Source organism: Desulfobulbus propionicus DSM 2032 (assembly GCF_000186885.1).
Taxonomy (GTDB): domain Bacteria; phylum Desulfobacterota; class Desulfobulbia; order Desulfobulbales; family Desulfobulbaceae; genus Desulfobulbus; species Desulfobulbus propionicus.
In genome coordinates this window covers 2,427,076-2,445,286 of record NC_014972.1, presented here as the reverse complement: position 1 = coordinate 2,445,286, position 18,211 = coordinate 2,427,076, and the positions used below count along the sequence as shown (strand labels likewise).

The window sequence follows — 18,211 nt, the reverse complement described above, 5'->3', positions numbered from 1 at the left end:
TGCGGCATTCCGTTCAGTCCCCGCTGGATCGGTAGCGGAACTGCTTGTTTTTCTGGTCGAGCAGCTGGGTCACCAGATAGTCCTTCGTGCTGCTCTTCTCGAAGGCCTCGTACCCCTCGCGCTCGCAGGCCGGGCAGCAGTCGATGGGCAGCTCCACGCCCAGGCAGGGCAGCAGATGGCTGGAGCTGGTCTTGATCAGCCGCAGGCCCCGGCAGTGATCGCAGTCTTTGAGTTCCTCGCGCTGTTTTTCGAGAATGCCGTCTGTGTCGTAATAGATTTTGCGTTCACGGATGAAGTACGCGCCCTGCTTATCGAAATCGCCTTCGGCCGGATGAAAATAGCCGTCCAACAGATGGGGACAGCTGTTTTTGATGTACTCCATGGTGTCCGGATCTTCCCGCAGGGCGGCCGCGTTGTAATCCGGTTCGCGCACTGCCGAGTAGTCACAGCCGGCCATGGCCAGGCAGATGCCAAGGTTGACGTAGGGCAGGGCACCCTTGATCGAGTAGCCGCCTTCGAGCACGGCGATGTCGGGCTTGAGCAGCTCGTTGAGCCGGGCATAGCCCTGGGCCGAGAACTGCATGTTGGTGATCGGATCCGAGTAGTGGTTGTCCTGGCCGGCGGAGTTGATCACCAAGTCGGGCTTGAAATCGGCCAGGATCGGCAGGACCACGTTTTCGATGGCATGGAGGTAGCCGGCATCCGAGGTGCGCGGCGGCAGGGGGATGTTGATCGTCTTGCCCAGGGCGCGCGGGCCGCCGTTCTCGTGGGGGAAACCGGAGCCAGGATAGAGGGTGCGGCCGTCCTGATGCAGGGAAATGAAGAGCACGTCCGGATCGTGCCAGTAGACGTCCTGGGTGCCATCACCGTGGTGACAGTCGGTGTCGACGATGGCGATTCGTTTGCGGCCGTAGTGCTCGCGGATCCATTCGACCATCACTGCCTCGATGTTGATGTTGCAGAACCCCCGGTTGCCGTGCACCACCTTCATGGCGTGGTGGCCGGGGGGACGGACCAGGGCAAAGGCGCGCCGCGTTTCTCCCTCAAGCACCAGGCGGGCGGCTTGAATGGCGCCGCCGGCGGAGATGCGGTGCGACTCGGTACACACCGCCTCCACCGAGGGGAAGCAGAAGTGGGCGCGCATGATGTCCTGGTCGGTGGCATAGAGGGGACGATATTCGTCGATGCCCTCGATATCAAAGAGGCCTTCCTCACGGAACTGGTCCTGGGTGTAGAGGAGGCGCTCCTCCCGTTCGGGATGGGTGGGGGAGATGGCCCAGTCAAAGGCGGGGAAAAAGATGACGCCGAGCGATGAGGTGGCTTTCAGCATGAGGTGACCTGTGGGGCTGAAGGTTGCGGAGAGAAGGGCATGGCGGCTGTCAGGGCTGGCCGGCAAGGCGGACGGGAACAGAATCGCCGGCCAACCGGGCCACCACCGCGGGCCGCACCTGGGCCACTACCCGGATGTTTTTTCCGGCGGTGTACGAGCCTTCCACCATGTTGAAGGCATCCGCCTGGGTGATCTGAATGTCATCGTCGGCCAGGGACACGCCCGCCTTGTCCAGATCGGCACGCAACAGGCTCTTGGCCTCGCTGGTGGCCTCTTGAAGACTGTAACCGCGAGCGACGGTACGGAAGATGCCGAGCATCGGCACCGACAGCTGCCCGCGGGCGGTGTTGGCGGTCAGGGCCAGGTGGCTGGTGGTGCGGGTCAGGGCCGCGCCGACCGCGTTGGCCACGCCGTGCAGGGGCGGAACCTCAACGGCCATGCCCAGTCGCTTGGCGAGCAGTTCCTGGAATACCGCGGCCGGTCCGCCGATGACGATCAGCTTGCGCGGCTTGATCTCCCGATCCTCGAGAATTTCGTGGATGGTGTAAACCGGCTTGGTATTGACCATGCGCACCAGGGTGTCGATTTTGGCGCCGATGGTGGCCAATGCCGCGTCCACCGCCTGCTCGGCCAGGGCAGTGCTGTCCAGTTGATGGGCCGATGCCAGGGCGTGTATCCCCTCGCGGGAGCGTTCCACCTCGCCAAAGGCCGCCAGTTCGAGGACGTTGAGCGCGTCCATCAGGCTGGGTGCCGACCCGCCGGCGGCCATGCAGGGACCGAGCCGATCCGGCCCAGTTGTGACCACCCCATCGACCACCCGGATCAGCGAATCGCCGCCGATGCCGATCGATTCCACATGAATGGCCCGCACCAGGGTGGGCCGGTCCTCGATGGCGATGCCTTCCCGCTCCAGCAGCGGTTCGCCACCGGCAAACAAGGCGATGTCCGAGGTGGTACCGCCGATATCGAGCATCAACAAATCTTCGGTTGCCGGGCAGGTGGCCAGGATACCCATCACCGAGGCGGCCGGCCCGGAAAAGATCGACTGCACCGGCGCGTCCAAAGCGCGGGCGATCGGCATGGTGCCGCCATCGGCCTTGAGGATGTTGACCTCGGCGTCGAGGGCAAAGCCCTTGAGGCTGGCATTGAGGGCGCCGGCAAAGCTGCGGAAGGTGCGCCACACCGCCGAGTTGTAGTACACGGTGTGGATGCGGCGGCCGAAGTTGAGCTGGCCCGAAACCAGATGGCCGAGGGTGATGAAGTCGGCCTGATCGCCCAGTTCCTCGCGGATGCGGTTTTCAAAGGCCGGATTGCGCGGCGAGAATTTACAGGCCACCCCAAAGCACTTCACCCCCTGATCGCGGCAGGCGGTGATCGCTTCGTCCAGATCCTGTTCATCCAGGCTTGATGTCTCGGTGCCCAGATGGTCGAGGCTGCCGTAGATCTGGTGGTAATGATCGCCGATGCGGTAATGCTTGGCCGCGATTCCCGGGCCACCGACCACCAGCATGCCCACCGGATCGGTCTTGCCGGTGACGATGGCATTGGTGGTCAAGGTGGTGCTCAAGTTGAGGGTTCGTACCCGGGCGGGGTCCTGGCCGGCAAGGACCGTGTGCAGGACCTGGGTGATCGATGCGAGCAGATTGTCGTGGTTGGTGGGGGCCTTGGCCGCGGCGATCAGCCGGCAGCCGTCGATGAGCACGCCATCGGTGTGGGTGCCACCGATATCGATTCCTATGCGCATGGCAACTCCTTGCCTGGAGGGAGGTTGGGCGATCCGGCAACGGCCTTGTACGGCCGGGAACTCAGTCAATCGCCTTGAAACCGCGATACTGCTGGTGAAACTGCTGCTTGCCGTCGTGGAGGAAGGCGGCGAAATCCCACTCGGTCGCGGTCAGCCGGTGGGCGAATTCAGGACGGAACAGATAACAGTCGACCACCGCTTCGCATCCGTCCGCATACCGCACGGTGACGGGTCGGCGGTCGTACATCTCGCCTTCGAAGCGATCCAACCGCTTCCAGTTGTCCGGAGAAATGGTGTGATAGACCATCCCCGCCACCACCCCGGCCGGGTCCACGACCACCCCGGGATATTGCTCATCCTGGACCAGAAACCGGCGGTACCCGGCAAGGGTTGCCGGGGTGGACGGCAAGCGAGAACCGGCCACCTCGGCCATGATCTCCTCGCACATCAGCGAGCCGTAGGTGAACAGATCGCGGGAAAACGGCGTGGGCATGGCGGCGGTGCTCGCGGGGGACGAAAAATTCATTCCTCCAGCCCTCGGATGGCGGCGGCAAAGGCAAATTTTGCCCTGGGCTGGAAGCAGACGATATAGACTTCTGTCGGCTTGCCGTTGCGGTTGAGGAACGACTGAATGGTGTCCACGGCGATGTCGGCCGCCTCATCCAACGGGAAACCGTAGGCGCCGCAACTGATGGCTGGAAAGGCGATCGAGTCGATGTTGTTCCGTACGGCCAGTTCCAGGCAGTTGCGGTAACAGCTCGCCAGCAGGGCCGGTTCGTTGTTGTTGCCGCCCCGCCAGATCGGCCCCACGGTGTGAATCACGTGCTTGGCCGGCAGATCGTAGCCCTTGGTGATCACCGCCTGGCCGGTCTTGCAGCCGCCGATGGCGCGGCACTCTTCCAGCAGTTGCGGTCCGGCGGCCCGGTGGATGGCGCCGTCGACTCCTCCTCCGCCGAGCAGGGTTTCGTTGGCGGCATTGACGATGGCATCGACTTTCAGGGTGGTGATGTCGGCTTCAACCAGATGGATCATCGCAATCTCCTTGTGGACAGTGTTCGGGCAACCTCGGTGTTGGTCGGGCGCACCGGCAGGGTAGCGGATTGCTGGGCGATCGTTGCGGCTGTGTCGGAGCATACGGACACGAACGCGGAAGGTGAACAGTGCAATGCACCGACAGGGAGCGATGGGATCGGCCGCTGTTCAGGAATACAAGCGGAATGTACGCAACCACGCTGACAATGTCAACGTTTTCGGTTTGCTACAGGGAAGGGCGAACAAGAGGACGACGGGCGGCAGCCTGGTTGGATGCCGCCCATGCCCGTTCATCGGGGCGGGTCGCCGCCCATGAGGTAGCGATGGATGTGCAGGGCCGCGGTCTTGCCCTGGCCCATGGCGCTGATCACCGTGGCCGCGCCGGAGACGATGTCGCCGCCGGCAAAGACGCCGGGCTTGGAGGTCATCATGGTGACTGGATCGGCGGTGATGGTGCCCCGCTTGGAGGTCTCGATTTCGGGCGCGGTCTGCGGCACCAGGGGATTGGGCTGGTTGCCGATGGCCACGATCACCGTGTCGGCCGGGACAATGAATTCACTGCCCTTGACCGCCACCGGTCGCCGCCGGCCCGAGGCATCGGGTTCGCCCAGTTCCATGCGCAGACATTCGACGCCGGTCACCCGGTTGCGCGCATCGGTGACGATCCGTACCGGATTGGTGAGCAGGTGGAAGACCACGCCCTCCTCCTCGGCATGATGGACTTCTTCGGCGCGGGCCGGCATCTCCGCCTTGGAACGGCGGTAAACGATGGTCGATTCCGCACCTAACCGCAGGGCGGTGCGGGCCGCGTCCATGGCCACGTTGCCGCCGCCCACGGTCACCGCTCGGTGGGGGCGGATGGGCGAGGTGGCAAAGCGGGGAAAATCGATGGCCCGCATTAGGTTGGCGCGGGTGAGAAACTCGTTGGCCGAGAAAACGCCGATGGCATTCTCGCCGGGAATGCCAAGAAACACCGGCAGACCGGCGCCGGTGGCGATGAACACCGCGTCAAAGCCCTGCTCCATCAACTGGCCCACGGTCTCGGACTTGCCGATCACGTAGTCGGTGTGGATGGTGACGCCCAGCCGCTTGAGGCTGTTGATCTCGAACTGGACGATCTCCTTGGGCAAACGAAACTGGGGAATGCCGTACATCAGCACGCCGCCGGCCAGGTGCAGGGCCTCGAACATCACCACCTCGTGGCCCCAGCGGGCCAGCTCGCCAGCCACGGTGATCCCGGCCGGCCCGGCGCCGACAATCGCCACCCGTTTGCCCGTGGCTGCGGCCTTGACCGGCTCCGGCACGCCGCCGTGCTTGCGGGCGTAATCGGCGGCAAACCGTTCCAGGCGGCCGATGGCCACCGGCTCACCCTTCTTGCCCAGGATGCAGCGCGCCTCGCACTGGCTTTCCTGCGGGCAGACCCGGCCGCAGACCGCCGGTAGGGCCGTCTGTTCTTTCAGTTTGAGCAGGGCGTCGATGAATTTTCCTTCGGCAATCAGCTTAATGAAGGCCGGGATGTGGATGTTGACCGGACAGCCTTCGACGCAGCCTGGCTTCTTGCACTGGATGCAGCGCGAGGCCTCGAGCATGGCGGTTTCCTCGCTGTAGCCGCGGGGCACCTCCTCGAAGTTGTAGCGGCGACGGCGAGGGTCCTGCTCGGGCATGGGTTGGCGCGGGGTCTTTGCCTTGCCTTTCTTGGGGGTTGCTGCTTGCTCGGCCATGGGTTCGTTGGTTGTCATGCTTGCATACTCCGCAAAATCACTCGATTCACTCGAATTATCGGCCGCAGCCGCAGCCACCGCCCTGGGACGGCAGCACCAGCGCGTTCAGATCCACACTCTGCGACAGGGCCTGCACCTCCTGGCGGGCATAGGCGCTGCGCCGCGAGGCCAGCTCATCCCAGTCCACGCTGTGGCCATCAAAGATCGGACCATCCACGCAGGCAAACTGTGTTTTCTCGCCCACGGAAACGCGACAGGCGCCGCACATGCCGGTGCCGTCGACCATGATCGGGTTGAGCGCCACCAGGGTGGGGATATTGAGCGACCGGCTGATCTCGGTGACCATGCGCATCATGAAGGTGCAGCCGATGGCGATGAACTGATTGATCGGCTCGCGCGCGACCGCCTGGGCCAACAGCTCCTGAACGCCACCCTGCACACCTTCGCTGCCGTCCTTGGTGGCCAGGAGCAACTCGTCGCAGACCGTGCGCAGCTCCTCCTGGCGGTAGAGCAGATAGGAAGAGGAGGCCTCGATGGCGCAGATCACCCGGTTGCCGGCCTGACGCAGGGCCCGGGCCAGGGGGAAGATGGCGCCGATGCCGTAGCAGCCACCGCCAAGCAGCACCGTGCCCTTGTTCTCAATGGGCAACGGCAGCCCCAGCGGGCCGCTGACATGGGCGATACAGTCGCCGGCCTTGAGCGAGGCCAGTTCACGGCTGGAACGGCCGACCTCCTCAATCACCAGCGAGATCCAACCCTCACTCGCGTCCCAATCCACCAGGGTAAAGGGCGAACGCTCCGAGGTCTCCTTGGCCATGAGGATAACGAACTGGCCGGGCAGGGCGAACTTGGCCACCTGGGGCGCCCGGATCTTGAAGAAATGCATATTGGGCACGATTTCCCGTTTCTCCAGCAGGGCGAAACCTCCGGCTGGGCACACCTCCAAGGTCGGTACGGCAGGGGTGGCGGGCAGGCCGAAGGCGGCCAGGGCCGGGACAATGTCGGCGAGCAGATGACCACGGAAGCGGGGCAGCAGGTCGCGGACCTGATCGCGGGGATGGCCTTTGACCTGCGGTGGCGCCGGGTCGTCGACGATCAGCGGCGTGACGTTGGCGGCACTGGCGAAATCGAACTCGCCACTGCCCAGGGCCTGACCGAGCGAACAGAGAATCTGCCGCTCCGGCAGGGCATGGCCCGGCGCCTGGCTGGAGGCGGCCATGGTCTTGATGGCGCCGCCGGCAGTGCGGAAGGTGCCTTCAATCTCGCTGAGTACCGCCGCCGGCAGGACCACGCTGGCCGCCTCGGACAGCGGCGAGGGCAGACAGTCGATCACCAGCGAAAAGCCAGCGGCCCGGATGGCCTCCAGGGGCAGGAGGTTGCCGTTGGTGATGATGGCCCGCAGGGTGCCGTTCTTCAAGTCCTGGGCGATCTGTTGGACAGCCGGATCCTCGCCATCGGCGGCAGCGTCGAGGAGCACCAGCGGAGCCTGCAGATGGCTGGCCAGCTGGGCATAGAGGAACCGGTCCTCGCGCGAGGTGGTGGCGCTGATCACCAGCGCAGTCGTCCCCACGCAGCCGCGCAAGCCGTCGGCCGCGGCCTGGATGGCCCCTTCCCAATCATAGGGGATCAGGTCCTCGCCCTCCCGCACCAGGGGCCGAATCAGTCGCTGGTTGGAGTTGACGATCTGGGCCGCGCCGAAGCGCCCCAGGGCACAGAGGCCGGATTCGCGGTTGAATCCGGTCATGGTGTAGGCCAGCAGTTGTCCTTCCTTGCTCTGCGCCACCACCGAACAGCCTTCGCTACAGAGCAGACAGGTCGAGGGCATTTCCAGCTCGGGCTTGCCGTGCCAGCGGGCGAAGCGGTCGGTGAGGGTGCCGGTGGGACAGATGTCGATACAGGCGCCGCAGAAGGTGCAACCGGAGTGGACGTGGCTGGTGTCAAAGGCGGTGCCGATGCGGGCCCACTTGCCCCGGTTGATGATCGAGATGGCGGGCTGGCCATGGATCTTCTCGCAGATGCGCCAGCAACGGCCGCAGAGCACGCACAGGTTGTAGTCCCGGTCCATGAAGGGGTCGTCCCGCTCCAGGTTGTAGGACGCATAGAGGGTGGGCAGGTGTAACTCCCGGCTGCCCGCCCGCAGGGCCATGGCGCGCAGGTCGCATTCGTCGCGGTTGGCGCAGAAACCGCAGCGGGTGGAGCGGGCTGCCTTGGTGGCCTTGGGCCGGTACTGCTCGCAGGCCTCGCGGTGGGGACAGACCAGGCAGCTGTTGGGATGGCCGGAAAACATCAACTCCAGGGTGCGATTGCGAAGTTCGGTCAACCGCTCCGATTGGGTGGTCACCTGCATGCCCGGGGTGGCCGGGGTGGTGCAGGAGGTGGGATACCCGCGCACGCCCTCGATCTCGACGATGCACATCCGGCAGGCGCCGTAAGGGTTGAGGTCCTTGTGGTCGCAGATGGTGGGGATGGTGATGCCCGCCTGGCGGGCGGCCTGGAGGACCGTGGTCCCTTTCTCGACCTCGACCATGCGGCCGTCAATGGTCAAACTGATGCTGCCCATGCACTCTCCTTATGAAAAAAACTTGGCTCCAATGCTCCGCTTGCCTGGCCGTTAATCCACCAGCACCGCCTCGAACTTGCAGGCCTGGCGGCAGGAACCGCACTGGATGCACAGCTGCTGGTCGATAGCGTGCGGCTGTTTCTTCTCGCCGCTGATCGCCGCCACCGGACAGGCGCGCAGACAGGCGCCGCAGCCGGTACAACGGGCCGGATCGATGTCGAAGCGGATCAGGGCGCGGCAGGCACCGGCCGGGCACTTGTGGTCCTCGATGTGGGCCCGGTACTCCTCCTCGAAATACTGGAGCGTGGTCAGCACCGGGTTGGCCGCTGTTTGCCCCAAGCCGCACAGAGAGGCGCTCTTCATGGTGTCGCCGATCTTGCGCAGCGTATCCAACTGATCCAACGTCCCCTTGCCTTGGGTGATGCCGGTGAGAATGCGCAGCAAGTGCTGGGTGCCCATGCGGCAGGGCACGCACTTGCCGCAGCTCTCGTTCTCGGTGAAAGTGAGGAAGTAGCGGGCCATGTCGACCATGCACGATTCCGCATCGATGACGATCATGCCGCCCGAGCCCATGATCGAGCCGACCGAAGCCAGGTGTTCGTAATCGACCTCCAGGTCGATGAACTGGGCCGGGATGCAGCCGCCCGACGGCCCACCGGTCTGCACCGCCTTGAAGGGCTTGCCGCCGAGCACGCCGCCGCCGACCTCGTCGATGATGGTGCGCAAGCGGATGCCCATGGGCACCTCGATCAAGCCGGTGCGGGTGATCTTGCCGGCCAGGGCAAAGGTCTTGGTGCCCCGGCTCTTTTCGGTGCCGAACCCGGCATACCAGGCCGCGCCCTTCTCCATGATCGCCGATACCGCCGCCAGCGTCTCGACATTGTTGATATTGGTCGGTTTGCCGAACAGGCCGGACACCGCCGGAAAGGGCGGCTTGGAGAGCGGCATGCCGCGCTTGCCCTCGATGGACTGCATCAGCGAGGTCTCCTCGCCGCAGACAAAGGCGCCGGCCCCCTTCTTGATCTTGATGTCGAAATCAAAACCCGAACCGAGAATGTTCGCGCCCAGGAACCCCTGCTCGCGCATCTGGGCAATAGCGTCCTGCAACCGTTCGATGGCCAGCGGATATTCGGCCCGGCAGTAGACATAGCCCACGGTGGCGCCGATGGCATAGCCCGCGATCAGCAACCCTTCCAGCACCGCGTGCGGGTCGCCTTCCAGCACCGACCGGTCCATGAAGGCACCAGGATCGCCCTCGTCGGCGTTGCAGATCACGTATTTCTGATCCGCCACCGAGCTGCGGGCAAACCCCCACTTGACCCCGGTGGGGAAACCGGCCCCGCCGCGACCGCGCAGGCCGGACGCCTTCATCTCCTCGATCACCTGTTCCGGCCCCAGAGAAAAGGCGCGGGCCATGCCGCTGTAGCCGCCCTGGGCCAGGTAGTGGTCGATATTGGTCGGGTCGATGATGCCGCAGTTGCGCAGCACGATCCGCACCTGGGGCTGGATCATCGGCAGGTCGGTGAAGGCAGGAACGGTTTCATCCGTGTCGTTCATCACCGCCAGGGCCAGCGGCGCAAAGACCTCGCCCCGCACCAGCTGGGCATCGACCAAGGCCTCGACATGGCGCGGCTCCACACTCTGGTACAGGACCCGCTTGCCGTCGCGGCCACGGATCTCCACCAGCACCTCGGCATAGCACATGCCCAGGCAGCCGACCTCGACCACGTCCACGGATTCGGTCAATCCCTGTTTGGCCAGTTCGGCGGCAAAGGCGGCCATGACTTCCAGCGATCCGGCGGCGCGGCCGCAGGTGGCCGACCCGATGAGAATGCGGGGCCGGTCCGGCTGCTCAAAACGTTGCCAGACGATTTGTGCCTGTTGTTGTCGCGCGGCGAAACTCATTTCTTGTCCTCAATGAGCTTGTTGGTTTTGGCGGCGGTCATCCGACCGTAGACCTTGTCGTCCACCACCACCACCGGGGCCAGGGCGCAGGAGCCGAAACAGGCCACCCGTTCCAGGCTGAACTGGCCATTGCTGCTGGTCTGGCCAGGGGCGATGCCGGTGGCGCGGCTGATGGATTCGAGAATGCGGTCGCTGCCGCGCACATGGCAGGCCGTGCCCTCGCACACCTTGATGTGGTGCAGGCCGGGCGGCACGAAACGGAATTGAGCGTAAAAGGTGGCCACGCCGTAGACGTCGTTGGCCGAGAGTTCGAGGTGATCGGCCACCGCCTGCACCGCCTCTGGGGAAAGATACCGAAAACGGTCCTGTACCTCCTGCAGCAGCGGGATGAGGTTGTCCCGTTCCCGGCCGTAGGCGGTAAGGATGTTTTCCAAATCAGGTTGTTCCGTTGTCATGCGGCGCTCCTGGGGCATCTGGGAAAATTATTGCATTGAGGAAAACGGATAGAAGGCCTTTTCCTTATCCCTGTGGGGGAAACTTGTCAAGAAAGGAAAAAAGCCGGGCTGGGACAAAAGGATACAGGGCGAAGGGAGAACGATTGGCCCGTTCCTGGCGGTTGTTGAGCCGACAGGGACGGGATCGAGTACGGTCCGGGAACAGCCGACGGGTGGGTGCTGGACCGGCGGCAACGATGTCTTCCGCATGCGGCTGACATTGCCGCAGCTCAGTGGTTGCCGCCTGCTTCGGTGTCCGGGAGGCGAACCCGGTCGTAGACCTGGTGCAGCTGGACCGGCGCGGCCTTTTTGCGCAGCCGGAGATTGAGTATCTCGACGATGAAGGAAAAGGCCATGGCAAAATAGAGGTATCCCTTGGGCATCTCGTGACCGGTGCCCTCGGCCACCAGGGCCACGCCCACCAGGACCAGGAAGGACAGGGCCAGCATCTTGACGGTCGGATGTTGAGCGACAAACTGGCCGATCGGTTTGGCGGCCACCATCATGACGCCGATGGCCATGACAATGGCGGCGATCATCACCCAGAGATGGTCGGCCAAACCAACGGCGGTGATCACCGAATCCAGGGAAAAGACGATGTCGATGATGGCGATTTGGGCAATGACCAGCGGCAGCTGCGAGGCCAGGTGTTTGGGGCCGTGTGCCTCGTCGCCGCCTTCCAGGCTGCCGTGGATTTCGATCACCGCCTTGTAGATGAGAAACAGACCGCCGAGCAGCAGCACCAGGTCACGGCCGGAAACAGGATGGCCCGCCACCTCGAAGAGCGGCGCGACCAGTTTGGCCAGCCAGGCCACCGACATCAGCAGGAGGATGCGGGTGCCCATGGCGGCCAGCAGGCCAAATTGGCGGGCAAAGGCGCGTTTGCCCGCCGGCACCTTGTCCACCAGCAGGGTGATGAACACGATGTTGTCGATGCCGAGCACAATTTCCAACACGGTCAGTGTCAAGAGGGAGCTCCAAATGCTGATATCCCACAACCATTCCATACGTTTGTTTTCCTTTTTGAGTCGAATGCAATTAAATAGGTATCTTTTCCCCTTCAGCGGCGAACAACGCCGCGCCCATTGTACGCCTCGGCGGCCCATTCTTCAAGCAGACAGGATCCCGGTGGGTGCTGCAGAAAGCGCATGGACGGCCAAGAGGATGTGGCGTACCTTGGATCAAGAGACAATACTCGCAACACGGGGAGCGGCGGGCGATTGCCGGCAGACGAATTTGATCGTTGCCGGTGAGGGGCAGGCGCCATGAAGAGGCGGATAAGCTCAAGAAAAAGGTGGGAAAACGGGCCCACCGGAAGGCGGACCGTGCGATGCCCCAGTTGCCTAGATTTTCTCGAGAATTCGCCGGCGGGTGTGATGGAGGTGTATTCGACCGAATTTGCTCAGCATCTTGTAGTAGACCGTATCCGGAACATATTCGCGCACCACCAGTTCCCAGTCGTCCGAACCCACCAATCCCTTGACCAGGGAAGAACTCACCTCCACCAAATGGCGTGGCGACATCATGAACAGGGTCTGGATGGAGTCGTTCATGTTGCTGTTGACGTACCGCATGCCGCGCTCGTAGGTGTAGTCCTTTTCGTTGCGAATGCCGCGCAGGATATAATCAACACCGATGGACTCGGCGTATTTGACCAGGAATTTGTTTTCAAAGTGGACCACCTCCACGTTGCGGTACCGGCCGCAGATCTCCTTGAGCATCTGCATCCGCTCATCCAGGGAGAAGGTGTACTCCTTTTGTGAATTCTGGCCGACCGCCACATAAAATTTGGTGAACAGACGGGCCCCCTGGTCAATCATCCACAGATGGCCGTTGGTCGGCGGATCGTAACTTCCAGCGTAGATTCCTTTCATAGAAAATCCTGCAGTATACGTTGTGGATGCAACGGGCCCCATGGCCAGGGCGCTCGTGAAAGATCAACACGCGATCATCTTGCATGGCGACATGGAACCTTGCGGTTTCCACTGCCGTTTATCCGCCAGGAGCAACCCCTCCTTTGTTCTCCCACGCTGTTCCATCCCCTCGCGGCGGTGTGCCGAGGAAACCGGACGGTATCAGCGGGAAAATCAATCGGGAGAATGGTGGTATGCTATAGCAAATCGGTCTATTCTCCGTCAATATTATATTCCCGTAAGGATTGATTTGGAAATCTTTCCTCCATCCAGAAAGGAGAAGGGGCGGCACCGGGCGGCTGGTTGGGGGCTAGAGTCCGGGAATACCGATGTGTTGGATGCGCACCGCGTTCAGCCCTTCCTCGTAGGCCGGCAGGGTTCCCCCCTTGCGAAACAGACGGAAGGCCAGAGCCTGGGACAGCACCCGGATGGGGTAGTCGCGCGGCAGCTGCTGGAGATAGGGCTGCACGGTGATGAAATCGGTGGCCCCGTACTGCTGCATGATGAAGCGCAGCCCGCCGTTTTTTGGACCGATGTTATAGGCCAGCAGGCCGAGAAACAGGTCGTTGTTCATCTGGCCGAGGTAGTGGTTGAGGGTGGCTGCGGCGATGAAGCCGTTGTGACGGTGATTGGTGATCACCGGCCGATCGACCCCAAGCCGGCTGCCCGCTTCGCGCAGGGCCGCTTCCGGAACCTGGGTGATCTGGAACAACCCCTGGCCGCCGTCCTTGCTCTCGCGAGGAAGAAAGGATGATTCGGTCGCGGCGATGCCATGGAGCAGGTCCGGATCAAGCCCAAAGGCCTGGGCCGCGGCGTCGATGTCCGGGCCATAGGGTTTGGCCCGTTCGATCATCTGCCGCAACTGGGAGGGGTCGTGGCGGCGATAGGCGGCAAACACCTGATGGGTGAGCGTGATCCGGCTGGCTTCCTCCTTGCCGCCGACCAGGATGCGAAACTGGCTGAAGGCAAAGAAAAAGGAGCCCTTGAGGGCAAAGCCGCCAATAACCAGGACCATGGTCAGGGCCAGAATCGCCGGCAGAAACAGCCACTTTTGCCCCAGCCAGCGTCGCAGCCGCAGCCAGCCGATCAGCAGCAGGGCGGCCGCGACCACCAAGGCCAGGACTCCGGTGGTGAAGGGCAGAAGGTGGGACAGCAGGCTGGTGCCGGAAAAACGTTCCGTCGCGTGGCCGAGCAGGACCACGATCCCGGTCATGGCGCTCAGCGTCAGGCAGGCGATTTCCACGGTGGTGAGGGCAATCAGATGGCGGGTGAGGAGCGCGGGCTTTTTGCGGCGCCGCTTGCGGCCCGTGCCTTTTTTTGCCGTGGATCGGGGCTTTCGCTGGACTGGCGGCTTGGAAGCCGAGGGGGGTTGCTGGTTTTCGCTCGGAGCGGTATCCGGGGGAGACGCTTGCTCGGTGTTCGCCGGTGGTGTTTTTTTGGCGGATTTTGCTTTTTTGTCCACGCTGGTGTTCGTGCCCGTTAAAAAAAGAGGTACAGTGCATCTCGCGGCCCGTGCCCAGCCCGCGGCCGTCGTTTTTCGGCCCCTGAACAGACCATTTTTCAGGGGGTGCTGTCAACCCATAGCCAAAAAGGAGGCCCGATGGAACTGTTCACCGTCAACCAGCAGACCTGCAACCGGGATGGCGTCTGTGCCGCCGTCTGCCCCATGGGGATCATCGACTGGGCGCCGGGAGCGTTGCCAGTGCCTGCCATGGACGCCGCAAACCTGTGCATCCGCTGCGGCCACTGTGTCGCGGTTTGCCCCACCGGCAGCTTCAGTCACCGGGATATGCCGGTCGACGTCTGCCCGCCAGTGCGGCCAGAACTGCGCTGCTCGTCCGAACAAGGCGAGCAGTTTCTTCGTGCCCGCCGCTCGATCCGTGTCTACCGGGACACGCCGGTACCCCGGGACACCCTGGCCAAGCTGATCGACATCGCCCGCCATGCGCCCTCCGGCATCAATTCCCAGGGCGTGGGCTGGCTGGTTCTGGGCGATCGGCAGGAGTTGCGGAAACTGGCCGGCATGGTCATCGACTGGATGGAGTGGATGCGGGCCGAGACGCCCGAGGCGGCCAAGGCCCTCCATCTCGATCGCACCGTGGAGCGCTGGCGGGCCGGGCATGATGTCATCCTGCGCGGCGCGCCGGCGGTGATCGTTGCCCATGCGGAAACGGCCAACCGCATGGCGGCCACCACCTGCACCATCGCCCTGACCTATCTGGAACTGGCGACAACCGTTCTGGGGCTGGGCGGCTGCTGGGCCGGATACTTCAATGCCGCGGTCAATGCCTATCCGCCGATGGCCGAAGCCCTGGGGCTGCCGCCAGGACGCCAGTGCCATGGGGCGATGATGGTTGGCTACCCGAAGTTCGCCTACCGTCGTCTGCCCGTCCGCAACCCGTCCTCGATCCACTGGCGCATGGGAACATGACCCGGTCGCGGCAGCGGCTTCGCCCCGTGCACGCCATTGGCGGTTGCACAATGGCTGTCGATGCTTATATCTTGGCAACAAACTTTTTCCCGTCCATTCACTTCAACGAGCAACGCCGCAATGAACAATCGATCCATCACCACTAATCCATCCCCTGCCGCGTCCCCTTGGCATACCCTGAGCCCGGAGGCCGCGTTTCGGGAGCTGGCCAGCAGCGAGGCCGGACTGCGCCAGGAAGAGGCCCAGGCGCGGCTGCAGATCCACGGGCCCAACCAGATCAAGCGCAAACCCAAGGACAGCATATTGCAGCTTCTCTGGCGGCAGATCAACAATCCCCTCATTTGGGTCCTGCTCGGCTCGGGAACGCTGGCCGTGGTGCTGGGCAAGATGACCGACGGTTTGGTGGTGCTGTCGGTGGTGGTGATCAACGCCATCATCGGCTTTATTCAAGAATTCAAGGCCGGGCGGGCGATCGAGGCCCTGTCCGACATGGTGCCGCAAAACGCCACGGTCATCCGCGAGGGCAGAAACGTCACCGTGCCGGCTATTGATCTAGTGCCCGGCGACGTGGTCCTGCTGGCCGCCGGCGACAGCGTGCCGGCCGACATGCGGCTCGTCTCCCTGAAAAATTTGCAGGTCGAGGAGGCGGCGCTCACCGGCGAATCGGTGCCGGTGGAAAAAACGCTGGTCCCGGTCGACAAGGATGCGGTCCTGGGCGATCGTACCTGCATGGTCTACAGCGGCACCTTGGTCACCGCCGGCACGGCCACCGCCGTGGTCGCCGCCACCGGCATGGGCACCGAGCTGGGCCGCATTTCCGACATGCTGGAGAGTGCCGTGGATCTCGACACCCCGCTGACCAAGAAACTGGCCGAGGTCAGCACCTGGATCACCATCGGTATCGTCGCCGTGTCGGTGGTCATTCTCGCGGTCGGGGTCAAGCGGGCGCTCGACATCGCCATTCCGCTTGGCGCGGCCCTCAAGGAGACCCTGATCTTCGCCATCGCCCTGGCGGTCGGCGCCATACCCGAAGGCTTGCCGGCGGTGGTCACCATCGCGCTCGCCATCGGCGTGCAGCGCATGGCGCGGCGCAACGCCATCATTCGCCGCCTGCCGGCGGTGGAAACGCTTGGCTCGACCACGGTGATCTGTTCCGACAAGACCGGCACCCTGACCTGCAACGAGATGACCGTCACCGAATTGATGACTCCGGCCGCTACCTGCCGGATCAGCGGCATCGGCTATGATCCGGTGGGCAGCTTCACCATGGATGGGCAAGCCGTTGCCCGCCTGCCCGAGGATCTGCGCGATCTGCTGGTCAAGTCGGTGTTGTGCAACGATGCCACCCTGCACCATGACAACGGCCAGTGGTCGATCACCGGCGATCCAACCGAGGCGGCGCTGCTGGTGGCCGCGGCCAAGGCCGGACTGACGGCCGACGAGGTCAATAATCGGTTTCCCCGACTCGACGCCATCCCCTTTGCCTCGGAAAATCAGTACATGGCCACCCTGCACGGCGGCGAAACCCGGACCATCGTGCTCAAGGGCGCGCCCGAGGTGGTGTTCAAGCGCTGTCTGCAGGCGACGGACGAATCGCTGCACCAACACATCGCGGCCGAAATGAATCGCATGGGCGAAAACGGCATGCGGGTGCTGGCCTTGGCGGCCAAGAATTGGGACGGAGGAGACGACCTGGACGAGGGGGCGGTGAGCGACGGGTTCACCTTTCTCGGCCTGATCGGCATGATCGACCCGCCGCGCGAGGAGGCCATCGAGGCCATCACGGCCTGCCACCGGGCCGGGATCACGGTCAAGATGATCACCGGCGATCACCGGACCACCGCCCTGGCCATCGGCACCGACCTCAAGCTGGCGGCGGGCGGCCGGGCGGTCACCGGGGTCGAGCTGGCCGCCATGGAAGACGAGGCGCTCAACGAAAGCGTGCGGACCACCAATATTTTTGCCCGGGTGGCTCCGGAACACAAGCTGCGGCTGGTCAAGGCCCTGCAGGCGGATAACCACATCGTGGCCATGACCGGCGACGGGGTCAACGACGCGCCCTCACTCAAGCAGTCCAACATCGGCGTGGCCATGGGCATCACCGGCACGGCGGTGTCCAAGGAGTCGGCGGACATCGTCCTTGCCGACGACAACTTCGCCAGCATCAGCGCCGCGGTGGAGGAAGGACGGCGGGTCTACGATAACCTGATCAAATCGCTCGCCTTTCTCCTGCCCACCAACCTGGGGCTGGCCCTGATCCTGATCTACGGCATCATCTTCTTTCCCTTTGACCCGGTGACCAAGGTCCTGCTCCTGCCCATGCTGCCCACCCAGCTGCTGTGGATCAACCTGGTGGCCGCCGTGGCCCTGGCGCTACCGCTGGCCTTCGAGGTCAAGGAGCCGGACATCATGAACCGGCCGCCGCGCCGGCCCGAGGCGCCGCTGTTCAACACCTTTGTCGTCTTTCGGGTGGTGGCGGTGTCGGTGCTGATGACCGCCGGCACCATCATTTTGTTCAACATGGAATATCAGCAGCAGCTGGCCGGCGGCGTGGCCGAGTCCCTGGCCCTGGCCAAGGCCCAGACCATTGCCGTCACCTTTGTCATCTTTTTTCAGATTTTCTACATGATCCACTGCCGGTCGCTCAAGGACAACATCCTCAAGATCGGCCTGTTCAGCAATGCCACCGTGTTTTGGGGTATCGGCGTGGTTCTGGTCCTGCAGGCACTGTTCGTCTATCTGCCGCTGCTGCAACGGGTGTTCAAGACCGCGCCGTTGTCGCTCACCGATCTCGGCATCACGCTTGCGGCCAGCTTCGTGATCTTCCCGCTCATTTCCCTGGAAAAATGGGTTCGTTCCCTGGCCAGGGGCAGACGGACGGAAGACGTCTGAAGCGTGTCATCGTTGCCCGGGGATTCTCTCCCATGATTCAAGGGCCGGAACCGCAAGGTTCCGGCCCTTTTTTTGGTCGCGACCTCCATTTTGCCAGGGGGCGGCCTGGACGGGGGTGGGAAAGGAGCGGTACACAGGGAGGGCGCCGGGAGCGGGACCCTTGCCATGGAAAGGCGGCGCTGGTGGCGC

At 63.6% G+C, this 18,211-nt stretch carries 13 protein-coding genes; 2 read left to right on the top strand and 11 right to left on the bottom strand.

Annotated elements, in window-relative coordinates; translation table 11 throughout:
- Nucleotides 1-13: 13 nt before the first annotated feature.
- The 11 genes from DESPR_RS10615 to DESPR_RS10560 all read right to left on the bottom strand — a co-directional run bounded on the left by DESPR_RS10615 (nt 14) and on the right by DESPR_RS10560 (nt 14,161).
- Nucleotides 14-1,330, bottom strand: coding sequence for a histone deacetylase family protein (locus DESPR_RS10615; protein ID WP_015724818.1), 1,317 nt, complete (start codon nt 1,328-1,330; stop codon nt 14-16).
- 49 nt (nt 1,331-1,379) lie between these two features.
- Nucleotides 1,380-3,074, bottom strand: coding sequence for a hydantoinase/oxoprolinase family protein (locus tag DESPR_RS10610; RefSeq protein WP_015724817.1), 1,695 nt, complete (start codon nt 3,072-3,074; stop codon nt 1,380-1,382).
- A 61-nt stretch (nt 3,075-3,135) separates the two neighbouring features.
- A complete protein-coding gene (locus tag DESPR_RS10605; protein WP_015724816.1) occupies nt 3,136-3,600 on the bottom strand; it encodes a gamma-glutamylcyclotransferase family protein in 465 nt (154 codons plus the stop codon).
- A complete protein-coding gene (locus DESPR_RS10600) occupies nt 3,597-4,106 on the bottom strand; it encodes an O-acetyl-ADP-ribose deacetylase (RefSeq protein ID WP_015724815.1) in 510 nt (169 codons plus the stop codon). The genes DESPR_RS10605 and DESPR_RS10600 overlap by 4 nt, the downstream gene beginning before the upstream one ends.
- Before the next feature lie 290 nt (nt 4,107-4,396).
- Nucleotides 4,397-5,845, bottom strand: a complete 1,449-nt coding sequence (gltA, locus tag DESPR_RS10595; RefSeq protein WP_015724814.1) for an NADPH-dependent glutamate synthase — start codon at nt 5,843-5,845, stop codon at nt 4,397-4,399.
- A 37-nt stretch (nt 5,846-5,882) separates the two neighbouring features.
- A complete protein-coding gene (locus DESPR_RS17330) occupies nt 5,883-8,387 on the bottom strand; it encodes a sulfide/dihydroorotate dehydrogenase-like FAD/NAD-binding protein (protein ID WP_015724813.1) in 2,505 nt (834 codons plus the stop codon).
- A gap of 51 nt (nt 8,388-8,438) precedes the next feature.
- Nucleotides 8,439-10,292: an NADH-quinone oxidoreductase subunit NuoF gene (gene nuoF / locus DESPR_RS10580; protein ID WP_015724812.1), complete on the bottom strand. Its 1,854-nt coding sequence runs from the start codon at nt 10,290-10,292 to the stop codon at nt 8,439-8,441.
- Nucleotides 10,289-10,747 (bottom strand): NADH-quinone oxidoreductase subunit NuoE, encoded by a 459-nt coding sequence (gene nuoE, locus DESPR_RS10575; protein WP_015724811.1) that lies wholly within the window; start codon nt 10,745-10,747, stop codon nt 10,289-10,291. The genes nuoF and nuoE overlap by 4 nt, the downstream gene beginning before the upstream one ends.
- Nucleotides 10,748-11,016: 269 nt before the next feature.
- Complete coding sequence (locus DESPR_RS10570; protein WP_015724810.1) at nt 11,017-11,793, bottom strand: TerC family protein; 777 nt, start codon at nt 11,791-11,793, stop codon at nt 11,017-11,019.
- Nucleotides 11,794-12,129: 336 nt separating this feature from the next.
- Nucleotides 12,130-12,660 carry a pantetheine-phosphate adenylyltransferase gene (gene coaD / locus DESPR_RS10565; RefSeq protein WP_015724809.1) on the bottom strand — a complete coding sequence of 177 codons (531 nt, stop codon included), beginning with the start codon at nt 12,658-12,660 and terminating at the stop codon, nt 12,130-12,132.
- Between the two features lie 349 nt (nt 12,661-13,009).
- Complete coding sequence (locus DESPR_RS10560) at nt 13,010-14,161, bottom strand: lytic transglycosylase domain-containing protein (RefSeq protein WP_015724808.1); 1,152 nt, start codon at nt 14,159-14,161, stop codon at nt 13,010-13,012.
- A gap of 138 nt (nt 14,162-14,299) precedes the next feature.
- Between DESPR_RS10560 and DESPR_RS10555 the strand changes: the two genes are divergently transcribed.
- Together DESPR_RS10555 and DESPR_RS10550 are read left to right on the top strand one after the other, a co-directional pair.
- Nucleotides 14,300-15,130, top strand: a complete 831-nt coding sequence (locus tag DESPR_RS10555) for a nitroreductase family protein (protein WP_015724807.1) — start codon at nt 14,300-14,302, stop codon at nt 15,128-15,130.
- A 120-nt stretch (nt 15,131-15,250) separates the two neighbouring features.
- Nucleotides 15,251-18,022, top strand: coding sequence for a cation-translocating P-type ATPase (locus tag DESPR_RS10550; RefSeq protein ID WP_015724806.1), 2,772 nt, complete (start codon nt 15,251-15,253; stop codon nt 18,020-18,022).
- The last annotated feature ends 189 nt before the right edge of the window (nt 18,023-18,211 follow it).

Bases quoted from the DNA above. Each gene is read 5' to 3' on its own strand.
- DESPR_RS10615 (WP_015724818.1), bottom strand. From the start codon at position 1,330: ATGCTGAAAGCCACCTCATCGCTCGGCGTCATCTTTTTCCCCGCCTTT.
- DESPR_RS10610 (WP_015724817.1), bottom strand. From the start codon at position 3,074: ATGCGCATAGGAATCGATATCGGTGGCACCCACACCGATGGCGTGCTC.
- DESPR_RS10605 (WP_015724816.1), bottom strand. From the start codon at position 3,600: ATGAATTTTTCGTCCCCCGCGAGCACCGCCGCCATGCCCACGCCGTTT.
- DESPR_RS10600 (WP_015724815.1), bottom strand. From the start codon at position 4,106: ATGATCCATCTGGTTGAAGCCGACATCACCACCCTGAAAGTCGATGCC.
- gltA (WP_015724814.1), bottom strand. From the start codon at position 5,845: ATGACAACCAACGAACCCATGGCCGAGCAAGCAGCAACCCCCAAGAAA.
- DESPR_RS17330 (WP_015724813.1), bottom strand. From the start codon at position 8,387: ATGGGCAGCATCAGTTTGACCATTGACGGCCGCATGGTCGAGGTCGAG.
- nuoF (WP_015724812.1), bottom strand. From the start codon at position 10,292: ATGAGTTTCGCCGCGCGACAACAACAGGCACAAATCGTCTGGCAACGT.
- nuoE (WP_015724811.1), bottom strand. From the start codon at position 10,747: ATGACAACGGAACAACCTGATTTGGAAAACATCCTTACCGCCTACGGC.
- DESPR_RS10570 (WP_015724810.1), bottom strand. From the start codon at position 11,793: ATGGAATGGTTGTGGGATATCAGCATTTGGAGCTCCCTCTTGACACTG.
- coaD (WP_015724809.1), bottom strand. From the start codon at position 12,660: ATGAAAGGAATCTACGCTGGAAGTTACGATCCGCCGACCAACGGCCAT.
- DESPR_RS10555 (WP_015724807.1), top strand. From the start codon at position 14,300: ATGGAACTGTTCACCGTCAACCAGCAGACCTGCAACCGGGATGGCGTC.
- DESPR_RS10550 (WP_015724806.1), top strand. From the start codon at position 15,251: ATGAACAATCGATCCATCACCACTAATCCATCCCCTGCCGCGTCCCCT.